Genomic DNA, 22,484 nt, shown 5'->3' with positions numbered 1-22,484 from the left:
TCGCCGACTTCACCGTCACCGAGCAGATGCTCAAGCAGTTCATCAAGATGGTGCATCCGCGCTCGGTGCTCAAGCCCAGCCCGCGCATCATCATCTGCGTGCCCTGCGGCTCCACCCAGGTCGAGCGCCGCGCCATCCGCGAGTCCGCGCTGGGCGCCGGGGCCTCCGAGGTCTACCTGATCGAGGAGCCCATGGCCGCGGCCATCGGCGCCGGACTGCCGGTGTCCGAAGCCTCGGGCTCGATGGTGGTGGACATCGGCGGCGGCACGACCGAGGTCGGCGTCATCTCGCTGGGCGGCATGGTCTACAAGGGCAGCGTGCGCGTGGGCGGCGACAAGTTCGATGAGGCGATCATCAATTACATCCGCCGCAACTACGGCATGCTCATCGGCGAGCCCACCGCCGAAATGATCAAGAAAAACATCGGCAGCGCCTTCCCCGGCTCCGAAGTCAAGGAGATCGAGGTCAAGGGCCGCAACCTCAGCGAGGGCGTGCCGCGCAGCTTCACGATCAGCTCCAACGAGATCCTGGAAGCGCTCACCGACCCGCTCAACAACATCGTCTCCAGCGTCAAGAACGGGCTGGAGCAGACCCCGCCGGAGCTGGGCGCCGACATCGCCGAGCGCGGCATGATGCTCACCGGCGGCGGCGCGCTGCTGCGCGACCTGGACCGGCTGCTGGCCGAGGAAACCGGCCTGCCCGTGCTGGTGGCCGAGGATCCGCTGACCTGCGTGGTGCGCGGCTGCGGCATGGCGCTGGAGCGCATGGAGCGCCTGGGCAGCATCTTCACCTCCGAATAAACCAAGCCTGGCGTAGCCACGCCCGACGCATTCCTGGCAGCTCGCGTCATGGCCCTGGGCACTCTCGACCGCACGCCGCCGCCGTTCTTCCGGCAGGGCACGTCGGCGCGCACGAAACTGATTCTCTTCGCGGCGTTGGCGCTGTTCCTGATGGTGGCTGACGCCCGCTTTGCACTGGTGCAGCAGCTGCGCGCCGTGCTCGCCACGGTGCTGCTGCCGGTGCAGCGCACGCTGCTGGTGCCGGTGGAGATCGTCGAGGACGGCGCCGAGTACCTGCAAGGGCTCAAGGCCGCGCGCGCGGCCGAGCAGGACGCGCTGGCGCGCCTGGCGCAGCATTCGGTACAGGCTGCGCGCATGCGCGAGCTGGAGGCCGAGAACGCCAAGCTGCGCGAGCTGCTGGAGCTGCGCCCGAGCTTCGCCGTGCGCACGCAGGCGGCGCAGGTGCTGTGGCAGGCGGCCGACCCCTACACGCGCAAGCTCGTCATCGACCGCGGTGCCAAGCAGGGCGTGGCGCTGGGCGCACCGGTGGTCAACGAGCACGGCGTGCTGGGGCAGGTGACACGGCTGTTCCCGCTGTCGGCCGAGGTCACGCTGCTGTCCGACAAGGACGCCGCCATTCCCGTGCTCAACGGCCGCACGCAGCAGCGCGCCGCGGCCTTCGGCGGCGTCAACGACGCGCTGGAACTGCGCTTCATCGCCGCCAACGCCGACGTGCAGCCGGGCGATCCCATCCTCACCTCCGGCCTGGACGGCCTGTACCCGCCGGGCCTGGCCGTGGCCACCGTGCAGCACATCGACCGCCGCGCCGAAGGCGGTTTCGCGCGCGTGAGCCTGAAGACCGCGGCGCAGATGGACAACGTGCACCACGTGTTGGTGCTGGAGCCCATGAGCCGGCAGCTGCCCACGCGCCCGGACCCGAAGGACGCCCTGGCCGGCAGTGGAGGGCCACGATGATCATGCCGCGCGGCTCGGACCAGCTGCTGCTACCGGCCAACCCGCTGTTCGTCTGGTGCGCGCTGCTGGTGGCGCTGGCCATCAACCTGCTGCCGCTGGGACGCGTGCCCGCCATGCCCGACCTGCTGGCGCTGGTGCTGGTGTTCTGGAACGTGCACCAGCCCCGGCGCATCGGCGTGGGCGTGGCCTTCATGGCCGGGCTGGTGATGGACGTCAACCATGGCGCGCTGCTGGGCCAGCACGCGCTGGCCTACTCGCTGCTGTCGTACTTCGCCATTACCGTGCACCGGCGGCTGCGCTGGTTCAGCGTGCTGGAGCAGGCGCTGCAGATCGCGCCGCTGTTCCTGGGCGCGCACGTGGTGTCGCTGGTGGTGCGGCTGCTGGCCGGCGACATGTTCCCGGGCTGGAGCCTGTTCCTGGCGCCGCTGTTCGAGACACTGCTGTGGCCGCCGGCGGCCTGGCTGCTGCTGGCACCGCAGCGCCGCGCGCCCGACCCGGACGAGAACCGCCCGCTCTGAGCCGCCCGCCGCCGCTCGTGCCGCGCCGCTGTCCGCCAATGCCCCCGCACCTGCATAACCGCGGCACCTCCCGCACAGTGCGCCCCCTCCACCCCTGGCAACCCCCGTTCACAGCGTGACCGAACTCCGCAACGTCGAGCGCGAACTGCACCGTTTCCGCAGCCGGGTGCTGGCGGCGGTGGCCTTCGTGCTGATCGGCTTCGGCCTGATCGGGGCGCGGCTCTTCTACCTGCAGGTGATGCAGCACGAGAAGCTCTCCGCGCGCGCCGAGGCCAACCGCATCGCCGTGCTGCCCTCGGTGCCCAACCGCGGGCTGATCGTGGACCGCAACGGCGTGGTGCTGGCCACCAACTACTCGGCCTACACGCTGGAGATCACGCCCTCCAAGCTGGAGCAGCCGATGGAGCGCGTGATCGAGCAGCTGTCGGAAATGGTGGAGATCACGCCACGCGACCGCCGCCGCTTCAAGCGGCTGCTGGAAGAGAGCAAGAGCTTCGACTCGGTGCCGCTGCGCAACCGCCTCAGCGACGAGGAGGTGGCGCGCTTCACGGCGCAGCGCTTCCTGTTCCCGGGCGTGGAAGTCAAGGCACGGCTGTTCCGCCAGTACCCGCTGGGCGAGACCGGCAGCCACCTCATCGGCTACATGGGCCGCATCAACCAGGCCGAAAAGAAGGCCATGGAGGAGTGGGACGAGTCGCTGCAGGCCAACTACCGCGGCACCGACTACATCGGCAAGCTCGGCGTGGAGCAGAGCTACGAGACGGTGCTGCACGGCACCACCGGCTTCGAGGAAGTCGAGACCAGCGCCGGCGGGCGCGCCGTGCGGCGGCTGCGCACGCACCCGCCCACGCCGGGCAACACGGTGGTGCTGTCGGTGGACATCAAGCTGCAGGCGCTGGTGGAGGACCTTTTCGGCGATCGCCGCGGCGCGCTGGTGGCGATGGACCCGCGCTCGGGCGAGGTGCTGGCCTTCGTGAGCAAGCCCACCTTCGACCCCAACCTGTTCGTGGACGGCATCGACGTCGACAACTGGCGCGAGCTCAACGAGTCCATCGACAAGCCGCTGCTCAACCGCGCGCTGCGCGGCACCTATCCGCCGGGCTCCACCTTCAAGCCCTTCATGGCCATGGCGGCGCTCAACACCGGCAAGCGCCACGCCGGCCAGGTCATCTACGACAACGGCAGCTTCCAGTTCGGCAACCACACCTTCCGCAGCCACGGCGACCACGGGCTGGGGGCGGTGGACATGCACCGCTCCATCGTCATGTCCAGCAACGTCTACTACTACTCGCTGGCCAACGAGATGGGCGTGGACCTGATGCACGACCAGCTCGAACCCTTCGGCTTCGGCCGGCGCACGGGCATCGACATCCAGGGCGAGGCCACCGGCATCCTGCCCAGCACCGAGTGGAAGCGCCGCGCCTACAAGCGGCCCGAGCAGCAGAAGTGGTACGCCGGCGAAACCATCTCGCTGGGCATCGGCCAGGGCTACAACAACTTCACCATGCTGCAGGTCGCCAACGCCATGTCCACGCTGCTCTCCGGCGGGCAACGCCCGCCGCCGCACCTGGTGCGCGAGGTGCAGGACGTGGTCACGCACCAGAAGCGCCCGGTGGAACGCGAGGCGCTGCCGCCGCTGGCGCTCAAGCCCGAGCACGTGGAGATCATCAAGCGCGCCATGTACGGCGTGACGCAGGAAGGCACCTCCACCCGGGTCTTTGCCGGTGCGCCCTACAAGAGCGGCGGCAAGACCGGCACGGCGCAGGCGGTGACCGTGCGCCAGCATGAGCGCTACAACGCCGCGCGGCTGGCCGAGCACCAACGCGACCACTCGCTGTACCTGGCCTTCGCGCCGCTGGAGGAGCCCACCATCGCGCTGGCGGTGGTCGTGGAAAACGCGGGCTTCGGCGCCGCCGCGGCCGCGCCCATCGCGCGCCGGGTCTTCGACTACTGGCTGCTGGGCAACTACCCCAGCGAGGATGATGTCGCCGCCACGCGCCGCGGCCAGAGCGTGGCGCCCATCGGCACGCCGCGCCGCGCCGAGGACGTCCCGCTGCCGGGCAACGTAGAGGTGCTGGCGGGCTTCGGCACGCCGCCACAGCGCATGGCGCAGGGCGCGGCTGCCAATGAGGAAGTGAAACGATGAACGCGGTGCTGGTGCGCCCCACGCTGTGGCAGCGGCTGCGCCCGGTGTTCTCGGGCTTCGATTTCCTGCTGCTCCTGGGCGTGCTGCTGCTGGCCGTGGGTGGGCTGGTGACGATGTACTCCGTCGGCTACGACCATGGCACGCGCTTCGTGGACCACGGCCGCAACATGATCCTGGCCGCCGGGATCATGTTCGTGGTGGCGCAGGTGCCACCGCAGCGGCTGCTGCAGCTGGCGGTGCCGCTGTACAGCCTGGGCGTGGCGCTGCTGGTGGCCACGCTGCTGTTCGGCATCACCAAGAAGGGCGCCACGCGCTGGCTCAACGTGGGCGTGGTGATCCAGCCCAGCGAGATGCTCAAGATCGCCACGCCGCTGATGGTGGCGTGGTGGTTCCACCGCCGCGAGGGGCAGGCGCGGCGCAGCGATTTCGCTGTCGCCTGGGGACTGGTGCTGCTGCCGTTCCTGCTGGTGGCCAAGCAGCCCGACCTGGGCACCTCGCTGCTGATCTTCTCGGCGGGGCTGTACGTGATCTTCTTCGCGGGCTTGAGCTGGCGGCTGATCCTGCCGGTGCTCATCGCCGGCACGCTGGGCATCGGCGCGATCATCGCCAGCGAGGAGCAGCTCTGCCAGCCCGACACGGACTGGGTGGTGCTGCGCGAATACCAGAAGCACCGCGTGTGCACGCTGCTGGACCCGGCCAAGGACCCGCTGGGCAAGGGCTTCCACACCATCCAGGGCATGATCGCCATCGGCTCCGGCGGCACCACGGGCAAGGGCTTCATGAAGGGCACGCAGACGCACCTGGAGTTCATTCCCGAGCGCACCACCGACTTCGTCTTCGCCGCCTTCTCCGAGGAGTTCGGGCTGGCGGGCACGCTGAGCCTGCTGCTGGGCTTCACGTTCCTGATCGTGCGCGGGCTGATGATCGCCGCCGAGGGGCCCACCACCTTCGCGCGGCTGCTGGCCGGGGCGATCTCGCTGAGCTTCTTCACCTACGCCTTCGTCAACATGGGCATGGTCAGCGGCATCCTGCCCGTGGTGGGCGTGCCGTTGCCCTTCATCAGCTACGGCGGCACCGCCATGGTCACGCTGGGGCTGAGCCTGGGAATGCTGATGTCGATCGCGCGCAGCCGGCGGCTGATGCAGTCCTGATCAGCCCGCCAGGCCCGTGTCCGGCCGGGGCTCGCCCTGCGGCGCGGCCTCATCCGCCGCCTCGTCCGCCGGCTCCTGCGGCGGCAGCCTGAACCTCACGCTCACGCGCGTGCCGGGCATGGCATGGGTGGCACGGTCGTAGGTGTCTTCCAGCGTGATGTCGGCGTTATGACGCTGCGCGATCTCGCGCACGATCGCCAGCCCCAGGCCGCTGCCGTCCACGTTCGTGCCCAGCGCGCGGTAGAAGGGTTGGAAGACCAGCTCGCGCTCGGCCGGCGCGATGCCGGGGCCCGAGTCCTCCACTTGCAGCAGCAGCACCGGCTGCGCGGGGTCGTCGGCGGTGGCGGGGTCCATCCGCACCCGCACCGTCACGGTGCCGCCGGCCGGGGTGTACTGCAGCGCGTTGTCCACCAGGTTGCGCACCAGCTCGCCCACCAGCACCGGCTGGCCGGACAGCGGCGGCAGCGCCTCACCGTCCTCGGGGCCCTCGTAGCCCAGGTCGATGCGCTTGTCCATGGCCTTGGGCACGAGGTCGTGCACGGCCTCGGTGGCCAGCCGCGCCAGGTCGAAGGACTGCACGCGCCGGCCCTGCTCCTCGTCCTCGGCGCGGGCCATGGACAGCAGCTGGTTGACCATGTGCGCCGCGCGCTGGCTGGACAGGGCGATCTGCTGCAGCGAGCGTTTCACCGCCTGCGTGTCGCTGCCGGCGTCGATTTCCCGTTGGGCGAGCTCCGCCTGCATGCGCAGGCCCGCCAGCGGCGTCTTGAGTTGATGGGCCGCGTCGGCCAGGAAGTGCTTCTGCGCCTTCATCGAGGTGTCCAGGCGCTCCAGCAGGTCGTTGATGGCGCGCACCAGCGGCGTGACCTCCTCGGGCGCGTCGCGCTCGTCGATGGGGCTCAGGTCCTGGCTCTCGCGCTGGCGGATGCGGCGCTGCAGGTCGTTCAGCGGCGCCAGGCCGCGCGCCAGCGCCAGCCACACCAGCAGCACCGCCACGGGCAGGATCACGAACTGCGGCAGGATCACGCCCTTGATGATCTCGGTGGCCAGGCGCGAGCGGCGGTCCAGCGTCTCGGCCACCTGCACCAGCGGCGGCTCCTCGTCCGGCGCCACCGGCAGCGCCAGGCGCACCGAGGCCACGCGCACGGGCTCGTCGAGCAGCTGGTCGTCGCGAAAGCGCAGCTCGCCCGCGGGGGCAGCGTCGCCGGTGGGCGGGGGGAGCTCGCGGTCGCCGGCCACCAGTTCGCCGTGCGTGCCCAGCACCTGGAAATAGAACTGCCCCGTGTCGTCGGCGCGCAGCGTGTCGCCCAGCGTTTCGGCGATGCGCTCGGGCGCCAGCACCGCGCGCCCGGCCTCGCTCTCCACCACCACGCGGCGCGCCAGCGTGCGCGCCATCTCGCCCAGGTCGCGGTCGTAGGGGCGGTGCGCGATGCCCTGCGCCACCAGGTAGGTGATGCTCACGCTCATCGGCCACAGCAGCAGCAGCGGCGCGAGCATCCAGTCCAGGATCTCGCCGAAGAGGGAGCGTTGCTCGCGGGAGGAAGCAAACATGGTGGGCGCCACGGCGGCCGGGCGCCGCGGCCTGCGGCGCGCTGGCGCAATCAGCCGGGGATCTTCTCCAGGCAGTAGCCCAGGCCGCGCACGGTGGCGATGCGGATCGGCCCCTGCTCGATCTTCTTGCGCAGGCGGTGGATGTAGACCTCGATGGCGTTGTTCGAGACCTCCTCGCCCCACTCGCACAGCCGCTCCACGAGCTGGTCCTTGCTCACCAGGCGCCCGGCGCGCTGCAGCAGCACCTCCAGCAGCGAGAGTTCGCGCGCGGAGAGGTCGATCATCTGGTCGTTGATGTAAGCCACGCGCCCTGTGGCGTCGAAAGACAGCGGCCCGTGCTTGATGACGTTGGAGGCCGTGCCCAGGCCGCGGCGGGTGAGGGCGCGCACGCGCGCCTCCAGCTCGGCCAGCGCGAAGGGCTTGGCCATGTAGTCGTCCGCGCCCAGGTCCAGGCCCTTGACCCGCTGTTCGATGCCGTCGGCCGCGGTCAGAATGAGCACCGGCACCGCGCTGCCTCGCGCACGCAGCTTGCGCAACACCTCGAAACCGTGGAGCTTGGGCAGGCCCAGGTCCAGGATGAGCAGGTCGAACTCGTGGGAAGACAGCGCGGCATCGGCCTCAGTACCGCTGCTGACCTGATCCACCGCGTAGCCGCTGTTGCGCAATGAGCGCAGCAGCCCGTCGGCCAGCACCTGGTCGTCTTCGGCAATCAGGATGCGCATGCCTTATCTCCTCGTTGACAGCTTCTCCGGCCTTGTGCTGGCCGGCACTGTCTTCATTTTAGGGAGTCGGCCAGGGGGCCGACCCCGCAAAGTCCCTCCACACCTGTATAAACATACAGCTTCGCGATAAAATCATGGCCACGAAACCGGAGAAAGCAATGGACGCACCTGTGAAGGCACTCAACACCGAAAAAGCCAAGGCCCTGCAGGCGGCGCTGGCCCAGATCGAGAAGCAGTTCGGCAAGGGCTCGATCATGCGGCTGGGCGAGGGCGAGGCCATCGAAGACATCCAGGTCGTCTCCACCGGCTCGCTGGGCCTGGACATCGCGCTGGGCGTGGGCGGCCTGCCGCGCGGGCGCGTGATCGAGATCTACGGCCCCGAGTCCTCGGGCAAGACGACGCTGACGCTTCAGGTCATTGCCGAGATGCAGAAGCAAAACGGCGTGTGCGCCTTCATCGACGCCGAGCACGCGCTGGACGTGCAGTACGCGCAGAAGCTGGGCGTGAACCTGCAGGACCTGCTCATCAGCCAGCCCGACACCGGCGAGCAGGCGCTGGAGATCACCGACGCGCTGGTGCGCTCGGGCTCAGTGGACCTGATCGTCATCGACTCGGTCGCCGCGCTCACGCCCAAGGCCGAAATCGAAGGCGAGATGGGCGACTCGCTGCCGGGCCTGCAGGCGCGCTTGATGAGCCAGGCGCTGCGCAAGCTCACCGCCACGATCAAGAAGACCAACTGCATGGTCATCTTCATCAACCAGATCCGCATGAAGATCGGCGTGATGTTCGGCAACCCCGAGACCACGACCGGTGGCAACGCGCTCAAGTTCTATGCCTCGGTGCGCCTGGACATCCGCCGCACCGGCAGCATCAAGAAGGGTGAGGAGGTCATCGGCAACGAAACCAAGGTCAAGGTGGTCAAGAACAAGGTCAGCCCCCCGTTCAAGACGGCCGAGTTCGACATCCTCTACGGCGAGGGCATCAGCCGCGAGGGCGAGATCATCGACATGGGCGTGGCCGCCAAGATCGTGGACAAGTCCGGCGCCTGGTACGCCTACCAAGGCGAGAAGATCGGCCAGGGCAAGGACAACGCGCGCGAGTTCCTGCGCGAGAACCCCGACGTGGCGCACGAGATCGAGAACAAGGTGCGCGAGGCCATGGGCATCCCGGTACTGCCCGCGCTCGCCGGTGATGGCGCCGCGCCGCCGGTGACCGACGCCGAGTAAGGCCGGCATGGCGAGTTGCGGGTCGCCAGCGTGAAGCCGGCGCTGTCGCTCAAGGCGCGCGCGCTGGCGATGCTGGCGCGGCGCGAGCACAGCCGCGCTGAGCTGCGGCGCAAGCTGCTGCCGCACGCGCGCGCCGCGGCGCTCGAAGCCGCGACTGCAATCGCATCCGAGCTGCACCGCTCACCCGGCCCGGCGTCCGCCCGGCCGGGTGTTTTTTCTTCCGGCGCGTCCGAGGCGGCCCCGGACACCGACGCGGCCTGGGCCGAGGCTGAAAGCGCCGTCGAAGCACTGCTGGACTGGCTGCAGGCGCAACACTATTTGTCGGAGCAGCGCTTCGTCGAGTCGCGCGTGCATGCGCGCGCGGGGCGCTTCGGCAACCTGCGCATCCGTCAGGAGCTGGCGCAGCATGGGGTGGCGCTTGACGCCGAGGCCGCGCAGCGGCTGCGCGACACCGAGCTGGAGCGCTGCCGCGAGGTGTGGACGCGCAAGTTCGGCGGCGAGCGTCCGGCCGATGCTGCCGCGCGCGCGAAGCAGATGCGCTTCCTGGCCGCGCGGGGCTTTAGCGCCGACGTGATCCGCCGCGTGCTGCAGGCCGGCGACGATTGACCCAGGCCAGCAAGGCTACGGATTGACACCGTGCGTGGGCACACCCCCGCGTAAGTTTGGCCGCAGGAAGCGCGTGCTACATTGCGCGCCGTTTGCCACGCCCCAGGCCCCAGGAACCCCGCAGTCGCGGGTTTCAGCGCCGCAGTCCCATGGCCCCAATGTCTGCCGCCTTCCTGCGAAACGAGCCCGCCTGCCGCCCCAGCCGCGGCAGTGTGGCCGTGCTCCATGGCGGCGGTGTGACGGCCCGGGGGCGCAACCTGGCGCGGCAGGCGTTCGCTACGTGTTCTCCACGCGGGACAGGCACCCACGGTGCCGACAATCCCGGCCGGCCGGCGACCACAGTCTGAGCCGACACATCCACCCCAGAGTCACACCCCATGAAGATCCACGAATATCAAGGCAAGGAATTGCTGCGCCAGTTCGGCGTGCCGGTGCCGCGCGGCTACCCGGCCTTCACCGTCCAGGAGGCGGTGGAAGCCGCTCAGAAGCTCGGCGGCAATGTCTGGGTGGTGAAGGCGCAGATCCACGCCGGCGGTCGCGGCAAGGGCGGCGGCGTCAAGCTCGCGCGCTCCATCGACGAGGTCAAGACGCTGGCCGGTGAGATCCTGGGCATGCAGCTCAAGACCCACCAGACCGGTCCCGAGGGCCAGAAGGTGCGCCGCCTGCTGATCGAAGAAGGCGCCGACATCAAGAAGGAGTACTACGTCGCCGCGCTGACCGACCGCGCCACGCAGAAGGTCGCGATGATGGCCAGCTCCGAAGGCGGCATGGACATCGAGGAAGTGGCCCACGCCACGCCTGAGAAGATCCTGAAGGTCTTCGTCGAGCCCGCCGTCGGCCTGACCGACGAGCAGGCGCTGTACCTGGCTCAAGGCATCGGCGTTCCCGAGGGCAGCCAAGCCCAGGCGGTCCAGGTGCTCAAGGGCCTGTACCAGTGCTACATGGACACCGACGCCAGTCTGGCCGAGATCAACCCGCTGATCCTGGAAGGCAACGGCAACATCAAGGCCCTGGACGCGAAGTTCAACTTCGACTCCAACGCTCTGTTCCGTCATCCGGAGATCGTGGCCTACCGCGACCTGGACGAAGAGGACCCGGCTGAAGTCGAGGCCTCCAAGTTCGACCTGGCCTACATCAGCCTGGACGGCAACATCGGCTGCCTGGTCAACGGCGCCGGCCTGGCCATGGCCACCATGGACACCATCAAGCTCTTCGGCGGCGAACCGGCGAACTTCCTGGACGTGGGCGGCGGCGCCACGGCCGAGAAGGTCACCGAGGCCTTCAAGATCATGCTGAAGAACCCGGAGGTCAAAGGCATCCTGGTCAATATCTTCGGCGGGATCATGCGCTGCGACACCATCGCCGAAGGCGTGATCGCCGCGTGCAAGGCGGTGAACCTGTCGGTGCCGCTGGTGGTGCGCATGAAGGGCACCAACGAGGACCTGGGCAAGAAGATGCTGGCTGACTCCGGCCTGCCCATCATCTCCGCCGACACGATGGCCGAGGCGGCCACCAAGATCGTGGCCGCGGTGAAGTGATCCGCGCTGTCCCGCACTGAATCTCGGAAGAACACCCCATGAGCATCCTCATCAACAAGGACACCCGCGTCATCACCCAAGGCATCACGGGCAAGACCGGTCAGTTCCACACCCTGGGCTGCCAAGCCTATGCCAACGGCAAGGAGTGCTTCGTTGCCGGCGTGAACCCCAAGAAGGCCGGCGAGAAGTTCGCTGACATTCCCATCTACGCCAGCGTCAAGGAAGCCAAGGCCGAGACGGGCGCCACCGTCAGCGTGATCTACGTGCCGCCCGCGGGCGCCGCGGCCGCCATCTGGGAAGCCGTCGAGGCCGACCTGGACCTGGCCATCTGCATCACCGAAGGCATTCCGGTTCGGGACATGCTGGAAGTGCGCAACAAGATGAAGGCCAAGGTCGCTGCCGGCGGCAAGGAAACGCTGCTGCTGGGCCCCAACTGCCCCGGCCTGATCACGCCCGACGAGATCAAGATCGGCATCATGCCCGGCCACATCCACCGCAAGGGCCGCATCGGCGTCGTGTCCCGCTCGGGCACGCTGACCTATGAAGCCGTGGCGCAGCTCACCGAGATCGGCCTGGGCCAGAGCTCGGCCGTGGGCATCGGCGGCGACCCGATCAACGGTCTGAAGCACATCGACGTGATGCGCGCCTTCAACGACGACCCGGACACGGACGCCGTGATCATGATCGGTGAGATCGGTGGTCCCGACGAGGCCGAAGCCGCCCAGTGGTGCAAGGCCAACATGAAGAAGCCCGTCGTCGGCTTCATCGCCGGCGTCACCGCCCCTGCGGGCAAGCGCATGGGCCACGCCGGCGCGCTGATCTCCGGCGGCGCCGACACCGCTGACGCCAAGCTTGCCATCATGGAAGAGTGCGGCTTCAAGGTCACGCGCAACCCGTCGGAGATGGGCAAGCTGCTCAAGGCACTGCTGTAATCCCGGCACACCCTCCACACGAAAAAGGCCGCGCAAGCGGCCTTTTTCTCGTTGGGCACAGCACGCAAGGGCTGCATCTGTAATTCCACGCACGGCGGGGCGGCGCCGCGCGCCTACACTCGCGCCCCGGTCCGAACCCTTACAGCCTTTCCATGGAACAGTTCCTGACGCCAGCGTTCTGGCTCGCCGTCGGTCAGATCATCATGATCGACATCCTCTTGGGCGGCGACAACGCCGTCGTTATCGCGCTGGCCTGCCGTAAGCTGGCACCCGCGCAGCGTACCAAGGGCATCATCTGGGGCACCGTGGGCGCCATCGTGCTGCGCGTGATCCTGATCTTCTTCGCCCTCACGCTGCTGGCCATTCCCTTCCTGAAGCTCGTGGGCGCGGCACTGCTGGTGTGGATCGGCATCAAGCTGCTGGCGCCGCAGGACGACGACGACCACGCCAACATCCAGGCCAGCGACAAGCTCTGGGCGGCGGTCAAGACGGTGATCGTGGCCGACTTCGTGATGAGCCTAGACAACGTCATCGCCATCGCCGGCGCCGCGCAGGGCGCGGGCGAGCATCACCAGATGCCGCTGGTGATCTTCGGCCTGCTGGTGAGCATCCCCATCATCGTCTGGGGCAGCCAGATGGTGATCAAGCTCATGGACCGTTTCCCCGTCGTGATCACGCTGGGCGGCATGCTGTTGGGCTGGATCGCCGGCACTATGGCCGTGAGCGACCCAGCGGTGATCAACCCCGAAACGCTGTCCTGGATGCCCAAGCTGCAAGAAAGCGCCACGCTGCGCTACGCCGCGGGCATCGCCGGCGCGTTGCTGGTGCTGGCCTGGGGCAAGTGGATTGCCGCGCGCAAGCCGCAGGAAAGCGCTGTGGGCTGACCGCCAGACGCTCGCCGCGTCTACGCAATCCCCACAAGGGCGCCTTCGGGCGCCTTCTGTTTTAATGGCGCTCCTGAAGGGGAGTAGCTCCCGTCCGGTGCCACCAGCCACACGGCAACGGATGATCAGCAGGTCGTCAATACGAAGCTTGACTTCCGGCCTGTTGGGCCCGTGCACACCACGGGCGCTGAGCAAGACCTTCGACGCACACCGCCCGGCGCGGGTGCTCGAAGGCGGCGACACACTCCCTGGTCCCTCCGTCGTGCATTCCTGCCGGACGCTGCGCACCGTCCGTCCTGCAATCCACTTTCGGAGCCCTCATGGAGTTTCTTTCCCCTGCCTGGTTCTCGGCCCTCGCGGCCATCATCCTCATCGACCTGGTGCTGGCCGGCGACAACGCCATCGTCATCGCGCTGGCCGCACGCAGCCTGCCCACGCACCTGCAGAAAAAAGCCATTCTCTGGGGCACCGTCGGCGCCATCGCGATGCGCTCACTCATGACGCTGGGCGTGGTGTGGCTGCTCAAGATCCCGGGGCTGATGCTCGTGGGCGGCCTGGGTCTCGTGTGGATCGCCTACAAGCTGCTGGCCCCGCAGTCCGAAGAGGGCGGCCATGGCGGTGCCGGCGCCAACACTTTCTGGGGCGCGATGAAGACCATCGTCATTGCCGACGCGCTCATGGGCGTGGACAACGTGCTGGGCGTGGCCGGCGCGGCGCACGGCGCCTTTGACCTGGTTGTCATCGGCCTGCTCATCAGCGTGCCCATCGTGGTCTGGGGCAGTTCCGTGGTGCTCAAGCTGGTCGAGCGCTTCCCCGCCATCACCTACATCGGCGCGGGCGTGCTGGCCTTCACGGCGGCCAAGATGATCGTGGGCGAACCGCTGCTCGATGCCGTGTTCGACCCGAACCTGACGGCGCGCGTGGCACTCTATGTGGTGTTGGTGGCTGGCGTGCTGGGGGCGGGCTGGCTGACTGCACGCCGAGCCACACAATCGCTGCCGTCGGAGTCCTCGGCGGCCTGACCTTGCCGCCGCAGGAGGTGTCTCATGCAAAAGATCGCTGCGTTCGTCGATGACCCCGAGCACGCGCTACGCCTGCTCCAGCCGCTGGCCGGCCCCGGTACGCACTGGGTGCTGGTGGGCTGCGCTCCCAAGCTGACGCACCGCGTCAGCAAGTGGGTGGCGCACAGCAGCCGCGAGCAGTGGCGCGCGCGCTGGGCAGCGCAGCTGTTCGAAGAGTTGCGCCCGAAGCTCACGGGCGCACGCTTCGAGACGATGGTGGCCCGGCGGCCACTGCCCGAAGTGGTGCAGCAGTTGCAGCTACGCCATGGACAGGGGCTACGCCTGATCGATGCACGCCGGCCCCGCATCCTCCAGCCTCACGAGACACTGTCGCCGGAGCTGGTCGAAACACCTCCTGCACAAGACCGCTGGACGCTGCCCGTCATCGTGACCTCGGGCCTGAGCCTCATGCTGGCCTTCGGCGACTGAGACCCAGCGTCACAGCCACCATCGCCGGCAGCCGTCCCGGTGCGTGCTAAGGTGCCCCAAGCTGAGCAGCAGGGGCGGGCAGCACATGACATGGGCGCTGACGGCATGGTGGCGGCGGCGGCGCGAACAGCCCGCCGCGCCGGCACTGATGACGACCGAAGGCCTGATGCCGGGCATGCTGTTCGCGGGCCTGCGCATCGAGCGCCTCATCGGCCGCGGTGCCTTGGGTGCCGTGTACCTGGCCCACGACGTCGCCAGCGGTGCTGCGCGCGCGCTCAAGACGCTGATGCTCCAGGAAAGCGACGCCACCTCGGCGCAGAACCTGCAGCAGGCCTTCCTGGCTGAAGCCGAAGCAGCACGGCGTCTGCACCACTCGGACATCGTGCAAGTGTTCGACGCCGGCCAAGCCGGTGGCCTGGGTTACCTAGTGATGGAGTTGCTGCCCGGCTGTGATCTCACGCGCTACACGCAACCGGCGCGGTTGCTGCCCGAGCCGTTGGTGCTGGAGATCGGTGCGCGCGTGGCCGAGGCGCTGGCCTATGCGCATCGCCAGGGTGTGCTGCATCGCGACGTCAAACCCGCCAACGTGATGCTGGACCTCCACTCGGACCAGCTCAAGCTCACCGATTTTGGTCTGGCCCGGCTGCATGACGCCGCACGCACGCGTAGCGGGCTGCTGCTGGGCACGCCGGCGTACATGGCGCCGGAACTGCTGGCCGGCGCCGGCGCCGATGCGCGCAGCGACCTCTACGCGCTGGCGGCGATGGTGTTTCAGCTACTGACCGCACGGCTGCCACACGAAGGCGAGTCACTGGGACAGCTGCTGCAGTCCATCGCGCGCAAGGAGCCGCAACCACTGCGCGCGCTGCGCCCTGAGCTGCCGGAGGCGCTTTCCGCGCTGCTGGCGCGTGCGCTGTCCCGATCACCCGGCTTGCGCGAGGGCGATGGCGTGGTGCTTGCGCATGAATTGCGCGCAATCGCGCATGCCGTCTGGGGCGGAGGACCCCTAAGGCCGGTGAGATAATTCGCGGGTCCCTTTTACGGAGACAGCATTGGACCTAAGTCACCCTTGGTGACCGTCCACTCCGACGCGTGACCGCCTGGCGGACCCACGAGGGGTGAGGCGGTTTTCACAACCTCGACGGGCCCGGCGTACAGCCTTCTGGCGCGCACGGCGCCCCGCAACACATGCGTCGTTGGAGATGGGCAGATGCTCAATGTGTTCACGTTGGAGGCCGGCAAGCTCAAGGGCCGGCTGCTGCAGGAAGAACTGCACGATCCCGCCCCGCTGAACGGCCTCAAGCCGGTGTGGGTCGATCTGGAAGCCCCCACCGAAGAGGAAAAAGCCTGGATCCACGCCCGCTTCGGCTTGGTGCTGCCCGCCGACATCGTGGACGAGGACTTGGAGGAATCGGCACGCTTCTACGAGGAGGACAACGGCGAGCTGCACATGCGCTCGGACTTCCTCATCGACGCCGACAAGGGCCATGACGAGCAGGGCTCGCGCAGCGTGCGCGTGGCCTTCATCCTGCGCGAGAACGTGCTGTTCTCGGTTCATGACGAAGACCTTCCGGTGTTCCGGCTGCTTCGCCTGCGCGCGCGGCGCATCCCGGCCCTGATCGAGGACGCCAAGGACGTGCTGCTCAAGCTCTACGACGCCGACGCCGAGTACAGCGCCGATGCGCTGGAGGGCATCTACGACAACCTGGAGAAGGTCAGCCAGCGCGTGCTGCGGCAGGAGGTCAACGACGTCGCTGCCGGCGAGGCGCTCACGGCCATCGCGCGCGAGGAGGACCTCAACGGCCGCATCCGCCGCAACGTCATGGACACGCGCCGCGCGCTGAGCTTCCTCATGCGCAGCCGCATGCTCAATGCCGAGCAGTTTGAGGAAGCGCGCCAGATCCTGCGTGACATCGACTCGCTGGACAGCCATACGGCGTTCCTGTTCGACAAGATCAACTTCCTGATGGACGCCACCGTCGGCTTCATCAACATCAACCAAAACAACATCATCAAGATCTTTTCAGTGGCTTCGGTGGCGCTGCTGCCGCCCACGCTCATTGCCAGCCTCTACGGCATGAACTTCAAGTTCATGCCCGAGCTGGACTGGGAGCTGGGCTATCCCTTCGCGCTGGGTCTGATGTTCTTCAGCGTTATCACGCCGTTCTGGTACTTCAAGCGCAAGGGCTGGCTCTGAGCCGCCGGCGTACCCCCCTTCCCGCCGCCTAAAAAGAAAAACGGGGCACCGCGTCGAGCGGTGCCCCGTGGCTCATAAAGACTGCCGTGCCGCGCCCCGTAGCGAACGAGGGAGGGAGGGAGGAGGAGAAGCGCTTACGGGATTGCAGCCGGCGGTGCCGGCGGGCGGCAGGGCAGAAAAACAGATGTCGTGCTGAGCGCCTTCAACAGCATCGGCACGGACATGAGACAACACACCACATGCCCGGTTCCATCACTGTGATGCACCGTTACCTTTGCATCCCCGCTGCAACGAGAATTTGGCAAAGCAGGTCATTGATTGGCATCAGACGCGAAAGTCGGCTGCCGCTGTAGGAGTTGTCATAGGGTTATCAGGGTGCCCCTCTAAAATTCGCGGTTCTGCCCAAAAACCGCTCGTCTCAGGAAATGTCGTCCGCCATGCTTTATCCCGAACTCTTCAAGCAACTCGAAGCCGTCCGCTGGAACATGGACACGGACATTCCCTGGGACCGCTTCGATGCCGCACAGCTGAGCGAGGAGCAGGCGCACACAATCAAGATGAACGCCATCACCGAGTGGGCGGCGCTACCGGCCACCGAGATGTTCCTGCGGGACAACCGCGGCGACAGCGACTTCTGCGGTTTCATGAGCGTGTGGTTCTTCGAAGAGCAGAAGCACTCCCTGGTGATGATGGAGTACCTGCGCCGTTTCCGCCCCGACCTGGTGCCCACCGAGGCCGAGCTGCACGAGGTGCGCTTCGAATTCGATCCGGCGCCGCCGCTGGAGACGCTGATGCTCCACTTCTGCGGCGAGATCCGCCTGAACCACTGGTACCGCCGCGCGGCGGAGTGGCACACCGAGCCGGTGATCAAGGCCATCTACGAGACGCTGGCCCGCGACGAAGCCCGCCACGGCGGCGCCTACCTGCGCTACATGAAGCGCGCGCTGGCGCAGCACGGCGACGCGGCGCGCTTGGCTTTCGCCAAGGTCGGCGTGCTCATGGCCAGCGCCCGCCGCACCTCGCAGCCTCTGCACCCAACCAACCTGCATGTCAACGAGAAGTTGTTCCCGCGCGACACCGTGCAGAGCCGCCTGCCCGATCCCGACTGGCTGGAACAGTGGCTGGACAAGCAGATCCAGTTCGACGCCACCTGGGAAGGCAAGGTCGTGGAGCGCATCCTGCACAACATGAGCCTGCTCATGGGCCGCGAGTTTCCGAACGTCCAGGCGCTCAACCGCTTCCGCAAGGAGATGGCGCAGAAGCTGGCGGTGCCGGCCGACACGGCATCGGCTGATGCCTGAGCCCGGCCACCTGCCGAACCTGAGCACGGCGCCCCCGCGGGGGCGCTTTCTTTTTCAGCGCGGCCGCCGGTTCACGGCGGCGATGCCCACGCACACCGCCACGGTCGCCGCCACCAGCCGGGCGGTGAGGGGCTCATCCAGCAACGCCACGCCGGCCAGCAAGCCCGCCAGCGGCGTGAGCAGCGTGAAAGCGGAGAGCTTGGTCGCCGGGTAGCGGCGCAGCAGCTCGAACCACAGCAGGTAGCTGGCGAAGCTGACCACCACAATCTGGAAGCCCATCATCGCCATTGACAGCGCGCCCACGCGCGCTGGCCAGGGCTCGCCGGCCAGCGCCGAGGCCACCAACAGCAGCACGCCCGAGACGCCGAGCTGGTAGAGCAGCGTCACTTCCGCCGGGGCGGCCGAGAGCCGTGTGGCGCGGATGGACAGGGTGGTGCAGCCCCACAGCAGCGCCGCCAGCACACCCAGTGCATCGCCCAGCCATTGGTGCGAGCCGGCCGTGGCCGGACCGTTGAAGCTTTCGCCGAAAGCCCAGGCCACGCCCGTGAAAGCCACCAGCAGCCCCGCCGCCTGCAGCCCCGACAGCCGCTCGGCGCGCGCGATCAGCGGCATGCCCAGTGCCACCACGAAGGGAGCGAGGTACACGAACACCACCATGCGCGAGGCGCTGGTGTACTGCAGCCCGATGAAGATGCAGCCGAACTCGGCCGCGAACAACGCCCCGGCCAGCAGCCCGCCACGCCAGGCGCCCGCCGGCGCACCTCCCCGCAACGCCTGGCCCCGCGCCCGCGACCACAGCGCCACCAGCAGCGCCGCGCCCAGTGAACGCAGTCCGGCCTGCAGCAGCGGTGCGATCTCCGCCAGCGCCACCTTGGTGGCCACCTGGTTCAGGCCCCACAACCCGCAGCACAGCACGATGCCGGCCACGGCGCGAGCATCAAGGTTTGTTTTTCTGTCGCTCATGCCATTCCACGGCCAAGGCACACAACAGCCCGGCCAGCACTCCCGCCACATGCGCATGCGTCGCGACGGTGAAATCCCATCCCACCGCCAACCGCGGCCCCCAGGGCGACTCCCACGCCAGCTTCAGCAGCAGCCCCGCCCAGACCGCCACGCCCACCGCGCGCTGCAGCCCGCGCCGCGCTAGCAGCACCGTGCTGGCCAACGCCACGCCGGCGTGCAGCACACCCGACAGCCCGCCGTAGTGCATCAGCCCGGGCATGCCCCACAGTGCCAGCAGCAGGTGCGTCAGCGGCCAGGAGATGAAGGCGCCCAGCGCGTGGCCGCGGCCCAGGCCCGCGGCCCGGCCCAAAAGCGCCAGCGCCGCCGCGCCGGCGGCATTGCCCGCCAGGTGCAACGGCGTCCAGTGCACCCAGGCCGCCGTCCACAGGCGCCAGGGCTCACGCAGCCAGCGGTCGGGCTGGATGTCCAGCGCCGCGGGCGACAGGAAGAAGTAGGCGGTACAGGCACCGAAGGCCAGCAGCGCGCACAGTCCCAGCCAGGCATGAGCAGGCTGGCGCCCCGCGGCACCCTCCATCCGTCCAGGACTTGCGAAAGCGGCGCCTGAAGACGCCGAGGCCTCCCGCACACGAGAGGCCTCGGAGGACACGCGCAACGGATCGCGCCGCTTCAATCAAAAACCGCGTGCCACAGCGCCAGCACCGCCTCGCGCGACTCTTTGAACTGCTCGGGTGGGAACTGCGTGGGCTGCTCGTCCAGCCGCGCGCGATGCTGCGCGCGGCGCAGCTCGCGGTAGGCGGAAGCCGCGGCGCTGCCCACGCCCGCGGGCAGCAGCCCCCCATCCTGCGCACGCAACATCAGCGCGATGTTGCCCACGTTGTCCAGCAACTCCGGATGGCGCTCGCCATGGGCCAGCACCAGGAACTGCACCGCGAACTCCGCGTCCACCATGCCGCCAGGGCTGTGCTTGACGTCGAAAAGCCCGTCCTTCACCGGGCGCGCGGCGCGCATCTTGTCGCGCATGGCCTGCACTTCTTGGCGCAGCGCCACGGCGTCGCGCGGCGCGCTGAGCACGGCACGGCGGATCTCCTCGAAGCGCACGCCGATGGACGGGTCGCCGGCCGAGAAGCGCGCGCGCGTGAGCGCCTGGTGCTCCCAGGTCCAGGCCGTGTTGCTGCCGCGGCCGAGCTGGTAGCGCTCGAAGGCCTGCAGCGAGGTCACCAGCAGCCCGGAATTGCCGTTGGGCCGCAGCGCGGTGTCGATGTCGAACAACTCGCCGGCCGAGGTGCGCAGCGTCAGCCAGGTGATGAGCTTGCGCACGAAGCCGGCGTAGGTCTCCGCGGCACCCTCATCCTCGTCATCGAAGAGGAAGACCAGGTCCAGGTCGCTTCCATATCCCAGCTCCTTGCCGCCGAGCTTGCCGTAGGCGATGACGGCAAATCGCGGCACCTCACGGTGCTTCTTACGCAGGTGATGCCAGCCCCAGTGCAGCGTGCGCTCCAGCACCGCGTCGGCCAGCGCCGAGAGGTCGTCGGCCACCTGCTCCACGGTGATGTGGCCTTCCACGTCACGCACCAGGATGCGGAACACCTCGGCATGGTGGGCGCGGCGCAGGGTGTCGAGCAGCGCCTCCTCCGAAGCCTCGCCCGAGCGCTCCCAGGCGGCATGGCGCTCGTCGAGCTCGCGCGAGAAGGCGGCGCGGTCGAAGCGCTGGTCGATGATGCGGCGGTCCGCCAACTCGTCGATCACGCCCGGATGGCGCATCAGGTAGCGCATCGGCCAGCGCGCCAGGCCCAGCAGCCGCAGCAGCCGCGCCTGCACCTCGGGCCGCTCCACCAGCAGCGCGAAGTAGCTCTCGCGCCGCATCAGCGGCTCCAGCCAGTCGATGAAGCGCAGCGCCGCCTCCGGGGTGCAGCTCTGGCGCTCCACCGCCTCGGCCGCGCGCTGCACCAGCCGCGCCAGGCGCAGCTTGCTGTCGTCGCGCAGCGCCTGCACCTTGGGCTGCTGCACCCACTGGCGCACACGCTGACCCAGCTCACCCGGCAGCTTGGCCAGGAAACCCTCATCGTCCACCGGCAGCGGCGTGCCGCCGCAGCTGCGGCAGCCGTTGCCGCGGGTGGGCGGACTGCGGCCGTCGTGCAGCAGGGCGTCGAACTCCAGCGCCACGAACTCGCGCGTCTCGCCCAGGCGGTCCAGCAGCTCGCAGGCATCGGCGCTGCAGGTGAGCTCCATGCTGCGCGCGATCCAGCCCAGGTCGCCGTCGGCAGTGGGCAGCAGGTGCGTCTGCTGGTCGTCCAGGTACTGGATGCGGTGCTCGACGCGGCGCAGGAAGGTGTAGGCCCGTGCCAGCCGCTCGGCGGTGGCCGGGGCCATCAGTCCATGCGCGGTGAGCTTCTGCAGCGCGCGCAGCGTGGAGCGGGTTCGGATCTCCGGGAAGTGCCCACCGCGCACCACCTGCAGCAGTTGCACGATGAACTCGATCTCGCGGATGCCCCCGCGCGACAGCTTCACGTCGTTGGCACGCTCGGGCCGGCCGGCGGCACGGCGCTGGGCCTCCTCGCGGATGCGCAGGTGCAGTTGGCGCAAGCCTTCGAAGACGCCGTAATCCAGGTAGCGCCGGTACACGAAGGGCGTCACCAGGTCGCGCAGCTGCAGCGCGCGCCCGCTGGTGACCGCCGCGCGCGGCGCCACCACGCGGCTCTTGAGCCAGGCGAAGCGCTCCCACTCGCGGCCCTGCGCATAGAAGTAGGTTTCCAGCATCGACAGGCTCACCACCGGCGGGCCGGAGTTGCCGTTGGGCCGCAGCGCCAGGTCCACGCGGAAGACGAAGCCGTCGTCGGTGGTGTCGCCAATGAGCGCATACAGCCGCTTGGCCACCTTGGCGAAGTACTCGTGCGCGGAGATGGGCACCGCGCCGTCGGTTTCGCCGTCCTCCTCGTACACGTAGATCAGGTCGATGTCGGAGGAGACGTTGAGCTCGCGCGCTCCGAGCTTGCCCATGCCCACAATCCAGAACTCGATCGGCTCGCCGGCGGCGGTGCGCGGCTGGCCGTGGCGCTCGGACTCCTGCGCGCGCGCCTCCGCGAGCGCCGCCTCCAGCGTGGTTTCGGCCAGTGCCGTCATGGCGCTGGTGACGTCCTCCAGCCGCGCGTGCTGCTCCACGTCCAGCACCGCCAGCCGCTCCAGCACCAGCTGGCGCGCGATGCGCAAGGCCGAGGGCAGCGGGCGGCCGGTGGCGAGGAGGGCTTCGATCAGGGCCTGGATGCTGGCGCCGTCGGGCACGCCCTGTGCCAGCAAGGGCAGGAGGTCAGCATGGCGGCGACGCACGCGCTGCACGAAACGGCTGTATTCCGCCAAAGGCGGCTCAACAACGGTTGAAGTTGGAGAAACGGAAGCCATCGTGCCGGCAAAACCCCGTGTGCTAGATTGACCGGGTCTTGGAGCGGCCCCGGAGAACCGACCGCGCTGGCGTCTGGTTCCCGATCACCTGTTGTACCTGTCGCGCCGCACA

The 22,484-nt window shown here is 68.6% G+C and carries 20 protein-coding genes and 1 pseudogene; 16 read left to right on the top strand and 5 right to left on the bottom strand.

From position 1 onward, the window contains the following. From Q0741_RS18040 to rodA, 5 genes are all read left to right on the top strand, one after another. Positions 1-800, top strand: an 800-nt coding sequence (locus tag Q0741_RS18040; RefSeq protein WP_298234574.1) for a rod shape-determining protein, incomplete at its 5' end; no start/stop codon positions are given. 48 nt (positions 801-848) lie between these two features. Continuing rightward, a complete protein-coding gene (mreC, locus tag Q0741_RS18035; protein ID WP_298234573.1) occupies positions 849-1,754 on the top strand; it encodes a rod shape-determining protein MreC in 906 nt (301 codons plus the stop codon). Then, positions 1,751-2,272, top strand: a complete 522-nt coding sequence (mreD, locus tag Q0741_RS18030; RefSeq protein WP_298234572.1) for a rod shape-determining protein MreD — start codon at positions 1,751-1,753, stop codon at positions 2,270-2,272. The genes mreC and mreD overlap by 4 nt, the downstream gene beginning before the upstream one ends. A 115-nt stretch (positions 2,273-2,387) precedes the next feature. Further along, complete coding sequence (mrdA, locus tag Q0741_RS18025; RefSeq protein ID WP_298234571.1) at positions 2,388-4,418, top strand: penicillin-binding protein 2; 2,031 nt, start codon at positions 2,388-2,390, stop codon at positions 4,416-4,418. Further along, positions 4,415-5,569: a rod shape-determining protein RodA gene (gene rodA / locus Q0741_RS18020; protein ID WP_298234570.1), complete on the top strand. Its 1,155-nt coding sequence runs from the start codon at positions 4,415-4,417 to the stop codon at positions 5,567-5,569. The genes mrdA and rodA overlap by 4 nt, the downstream gene beginning before the upstream one ends. Here the strand turns inward: rodA and Q0741_RS18015 are convergent, their stop codons facing one another. Continuing rightward, positions 5,570-7,117, bottom strand: a complete 1,548-nt coding sequence (locus Q0741_RS18015; protein ID WP_298234569.1) for a sensor histidine kinase — start codon at positions 7,115-7,117, stop codon at positions 5,570-5,572. It abuts the gene before it with no gap. A gap of 50 nt (positions 7,118-7,167) precedes the next feature. Further along, positions 7,168-7,839, bottom strand: a complete 672-nt coding sequence (locus Q0741_RS18010; RefSeq protein ID WP_028996917.1) for a response regulator transcription factor — start codon at positions 7,837-7,839, stop codon at positions 7,168-7,170. A gap of 158 nt (positions 7,840-7,997) precedes the next feature. Between Q0741_RS18010 and recA the strand changes: the two genes are divergently transcribed. From recA to Q0741_RS17955, 11 genes and pseudogenes are all read left to right on the top strand, one after another. Next, entirely contained in the window at positions 7,998-9,065 is a 1,068-nt protein-coding gene (gene recA, locus Q0741_RS18005) for a recombinase RecA (protein WP_298234568.1), read from the top strand. A 30-nt stretch (positions 9,066-9,095) separates the two neighbouring features. Continuing rightward, positions 9,096-9,194 (top strand): annotated as a pseudogene (locus Q0741_RS18000) (recombination regulator RecX); the annotation flags it as partial. Continuing rightward, positions 9,168-9,671, top strand: coding sequence for a regulatory protein RecX (locus Q0741_RS17995; protein WP_298234578.1), 504 nt, complete (start codon positions 9,168-9,170; stop codon positions 9,669-9,671). The pseudogene Q0741_RS18000 and the gene Q0741_RS17995, both read left to right, overlap by 27 nt. Positions 9,672-10,048: 377 nt before the next feature. Then, the gene (sucC, locus tag Q0741_RS17990; protein ID WP_298234567.1) at positions 10,049-11,209 is read left to right on the top strand and encodes an ADP-forming succinate--CoA ligase subunit beta; all 1,161 of its coding nucleotides are present in this window, start codon (positions 10,049-10,051) and stop codon (positions 11,207-11,209) included. A gap of 38 nt (positions 11,210-11,247) precedes the next feature. After that, on the top strand, positions 11,248-12,141 hold the full coding sequence (gene sucD / locus Q0741_RS17985; RefSeq protein WP_298234566.1) for a succinate--CoA ligase subunit alpha: 894 nt from the start codon (positions 11,248-11,250) through the stop codon (positions 12,139-12,141). Between the two features lie 152 nt (positions 12,142-12,293). Next, entirely contained in the window at positions 12,294-13,025 is a 732-nt protein-coding gene (locus Q0741_RS17980) for a TerC family protein (protein ID WP_298234565.1), read from the top strand. A gap of 320 nt (positions 13,026-13,345) precedes the next feature. Next, positions 13,346-14,047 carry a TerC family protein gene (locus Q0741_RS17975; protein WP_298234564.1) on the top strand — a complete coding sequence of 234 codons (702 nt, stop codon included), beginning with the start codon at positions 13,346-13,348 and terminating at the stop codon, positions 14,045-14,047. Positions 14,048-14,071: 24 nt separating this feature from the next. Next, positions 14,072-14,515, top strand: a complete 444-nt coding sequence (locus tag Q0741_RS17970; RefSeq protein WP_298234563.1) for a hypothetical protein — start codon at positions 14,072-14,074, stop codon at positions 14,513-14,515. Between the two features lie 85 nt (positions 14,516-14,600). After that, positions 14,601-15,539 carry a serine/threonine-protein kinase gene (locus Q0741_RS17965; RefSeq protein WP_298234562.1) on the top strand — a complete coding sequence of 313 codons (939 nt, stop codon included), beginning with the start codon at positions 14,601-14,603 and terminating at the stop codon, positions 15,537-15,539. Between the two features lie 186 nt (positions 15,540-15,725). Further along, entirely contained in the window at positions 15,726-16,712 is a 987-nt protein-coding gene (corA, locus tag Q0741_RS17960) for a magnesium/cobalt transporter CorA (protein WP_298234561.1), read from the top strand. Positions 16,713-17,149: 437 nt separating this feature from the next. Then, complete coding sequence (locus tag Q0741_RS17955) at positions 17,150-18,013, top strand: ferritin-like domain-containing protein (protein WP_298234560.1); 864 nt, start codon at positions 17,150-17,152, stop codon at positions 18,011-18,013. 54 nt (positions 18,014-18,067) lie between these two features. Here the strand turns inward: Q0741_RS17955 and Q0741_RS17950 are convergent, their stop codons facing one another. From Q0741_RS17950 to glnE, 3 genes are all read right to left on the bottom strand, one after another. After that, positions 18,068-18,976: a DMT family transporter gene (locus Q0741_RS17950; protein WP_298234559.1), complete on the bottom strand. Its 909-nt coding sequence runs from the start codon at positions 18,974-18,976 to the stop codon at positions 18,068-18,070. After that, positions 18,951-19,550: a rhomboid family intramembrane serine protease gene (locus Q0741_RS17945; RefSeq protein WP_298234558.1), complete on the bottom strand. Its 600-nt coding sequence runs from the start codon at positions 19,548-19,550 to the stop codon at positions 18,951-18,953. The genes Q0741_RS17950 and Q0741_RS17945 overlap by 26 nt, the downstream gene beginning before the upstream one ends. A 92-nt stretch (positions 19,551-19,642) precedes the next feature. Next, entirely contained in the window at positions 19,643-22,372 is a 2,730-nt protein-coding gene (glnE, locus tag Q0741_RS17940) for a bifunctional [glutamate--ammonia ligase]-adenylyl-L-tyrosine phosphorylase/[glutamate--ammonia-ligase] adenylyltransferase (RefSeq protein ID WP_298234557.1), read from the bottom strand. Positions 22,373-22,484 lie beyond the last annotated feature (112 nt).

Origin of the sequence: uncultured Azohydromonas sp., from assembly GCF_937926365.1 — a bacterium.
GTDB lineage: Bacteria > Pseudomonadota > Gammaproteobacteria > Burkholderiales > Burkholderiaceae_C > Azohydromonas.
The sequence above is the reverse complement of the archived record's forward strand: the minus strand, read 5'-3'. Positions and strand labels throughout refer to the sequence as shown.